We start from the raw sequence: 2,557 nt of genomic DNA, 5'->3' as shown, positions 1-2,557 counted from the left end.
CAAGAGGAGTGGGGCTGGTGGGCATCAGGGGATCAGCTCAGGGGGGTGCGGCTCAGGAGAGGGCCAGGAACTGCTGGAGAGCCTCCACCGGAGCGGGCGGCCAGCGCCGCGTCTGCCGTAACCATTCTTCCTGGCGGTAGCGGGGATCGAGGCCGGAAGCGGCCGCCCAGTTGCTCTCGGCCTCGCCGCGGTGGCCCTGTTGCCAGAGCAGGGCCGTGAGGCCGGCGCGGGCGTCGGCGAACAGGGGATAGCGGCGGATCAGCGAGCGCAGCGCCTGTTCAGCCTCGGCGCGATCCCCCAGCTGGAAGGCGGCCAGGGCGGCACTGGAGCGGGCCATCGCAAAGCCCGGCCGGGCCAGCGACGCCGCCTCGAAGCTGGCCCGGGCCGCCGGCCAGTCGCCCTGGGAGCCGAGCACGTTGCCGAGGTTGTAGAGGGCCGAGGCATCGGCTGGATCACGCACCAGGATCCAGTGGTAATCGTCTGCGGCGGCCTGCCAGCGCCCCAGCGACTCCTCAGCGGTGCCGCGGTTGAGGTGGGGGTCGGGGCTGGCCGGATCGAGCTCTGCGGCGCGGCTCTGGTCGGCAATCGCCGCCTCGGCATCGCCCAGGGCCAGGCGCACATTGCCGCGGTTGCTCCAGGCGGCGGCGTCGCCGGGCGCAAGGGCCAGTACCTCATCCCAGAGGGGCAGGGCCTCGCCGAAGCGCCCCTGGCGGCTGGCCAGCAGGGCCTGCTCGAACAGCCGCTCGTGGGCGGCGGGATCCGGCTCGGCACCTGCGGCCCCAGCACTCCCCAGCCAGACCAGCAGCACCAACCCGGTGGCCAGCAGAAGCCTCGACAGGCGGGTAGCGAGGGCTCGCCAGCTCATGCGATGGCGCCCTGGGCGTCGAGATGGGCGCGGCCGGCCGGTGTGAGCAAGCGCCCCCGGGGGGTGCGTTGCAGCAGGCCCTGCTGCAGCAGGTAGGGCTCCACCACCGCCTCGAGAGTGGCGGGGTCCTCGCCGAGGCCGGCGGCCAGGGTGTCGAGCCCCACCGGGCCGCCCCCGTAGGCCTCCAGCATCAGCCGCAGCAGGCGGCGGTCGTGGGCATCGAGGCCGCGGCCGTCGACGCGGTGCAGGCTGAGGGCCTGATCCACCAGGGCCGCCGTGATCAAGGGCTCACCGTTGACGGCCGCCACATCCCGCACCCGGCGCAGCAGCCGGTTGGCGATCCGCGGCGTGCCCCGGCAGCGGCGGGCCACCTCCAGGGCCGCCTCGGGCTCGAGCTGCAGGCGCAGCAGCCCGGCCGCCCGCTGCACGATCGCCTGCAGGTCCTGCAGGCCGTAGAACTCCAGCCGCTGGATCAGGCCAAAGCGATCCCGCAGCGGCGAACTCAGCGAGCCCGCCCTGGTGGTGGCCCCCACCAGGGTGAAGGACGGCAGCGGCAGGCTGCGGGTGCGGGCGGTGGTGCCCTTGCCCACGGTGAGATCGAGGCGGAAGTCCTCCATGGCCGGATAGAGCAGCTCCTCGGCAACCCGGCTGAGCCGGTGGATCTCATCGATGAACAGCAGCTCGCGGGGCTGCAGGTTCACCAGCAGGCCCACGATGTCGCGGGGGCGCTCCAGGGCCGGCGCGCTGGTGATGCGGCAGCGCACCCCCAGCTCCTCGGCCAGCACCAGGGCCATGGTGGTCTTGCCCAGGCCCGGGGGGCCGTAGAGCAGCACGTGATCGAGGGCCTCGGCGCGGGCCTGGGTGGCCTCGATGGCGATGCCGAGCACCTGCTTGAGTTCGCCCTGGCCGATGTAGTCGGCCAGGCGACGCGGGCGCAGCGAGTCCTCGCGGGCCTGGGGAGCCTCAGGCGCAGCCTCGGGCCGGGGGGCAGTCTCGGCATCAGCCTGGGGATCCACCAGCCGCTGCCCGGAGCCGGCGCCGCTGCGACGGCGATCCTGGCCCTGGGATCCGGAGGAGACGATCGCCATGGCTGGAGGGTACCGGCCCCGCCCAGCCGCTGTGCCGCCTGGGGTGCCCTGCAGGGCACCTAGGGTCGGCAGTGGAGCAGGCGCGCAGCGAGAGCGAAACCATGGCCAAGGGCGGCACCAAGAAGCTGGCCGCCAGGGCCAAGCGGGATGCGGCGCGGCGCCTGCTGGCCGACAACCGCTTCGCCCGGCACCAGTACGAGATCCTCGACGACCTCGAATGCGGCATCGAGCTGCTCGGCACGGAGGTGAAATCGGTGCGGGCGGGTCAGGCGAACCTGCGCGACGGCTTCTGCCTGATCCGCAGCGGCGAGCTGCAGCTGCACAACGTGCACATCTCTCCCCACAGCCATGCGGGCGCCTACTTCAACCACGAGCCGCTGCGGGTGCGCCGCCTGCTGGCCCACCGCCGCGAGATCGAGCGGCTGCGTGTGGCCCTGGAGCAGAAGGGCCTCACCCTGATCCCACTCAACCTGCACCTGCACGGCTCCTGGATCAAGGTGTCCCTGGGCCTGGGCAAGGGCCGCAAGCTGCACGACAAACGCCAGGAGGAGCGGCGCAAGCASKNGKCYAAGGACACCCGCTCCGCCATCGCCCGGCTCTAGGC

At 73.0% G+C, this 2,557-nt stretch carries 3 protein-coding genes; 1 reads left to right on the top strand and 2 read right to left on the bottom strand.

The genetic code is table 11. The features are described 5' to 3' along the window. Positions 1–52 precede the first annotated feature (52 nt). Both IQ216_RS13275 and ruvB read right to left on the bottom strand, forming a co-directional pair. Positions 53–865 carry a tetratricopeptide repeat protein gene (locus IQ216_RS13275; protein WP_193815847.1) on the bottom strand — a complete coding sequence of 271 codons (813 nt, stop codon included), beginning with the start codon at positions 863–865 and terminating at the stop codon, positions 53–55. Continuing rightward, complete coding sequence (ruvB, locus tag IQ216_RS13270) at positions 862–1,953, bottom strand: Holliday junction branch migration DNA helicase RuvB (protein ID WP_193815846.1); 1,092 nt, start codon at positions 1,951–1,953, stop codon at positions 862–864. The genes IQ216_RS13275 and ruvB overlap by 4 nt, the downstream gene beginning before the upstream one ends. 101 nt (positions 1,954–2,054) lie before the next feature. Between ruvB and smpB the strand changes: the two genes are divergently transcribed. After that, positions 2,055–2,555: an SsrA-binding protein SmpB gene (gene smpB, locus IQ216_RS13265; protein ID WP_193815848.1), complete on the top strand. Its 501-nt coding sequence runs from the start codon at positions 2,055–2,057 to the stop codon at positions 2,553–2,555. The last annotated feature ends 2 nt before the right edge of the window (positions 2,556–2,557 follow it).

Origin of the sequence: Cyanobium sp. LEGE 06143 (genome assembly GCF_015207535.1) — a bacterium.
Classification (GTDB): domain Bacteria; phylum Cyanobacteriota; class Cyanobacteriia; order PCC-6307; family Cyanobiaceae; genus NIES-981.
This window is presented reverse-complemented; position numbering and strand designations above follow the sequence as displayed.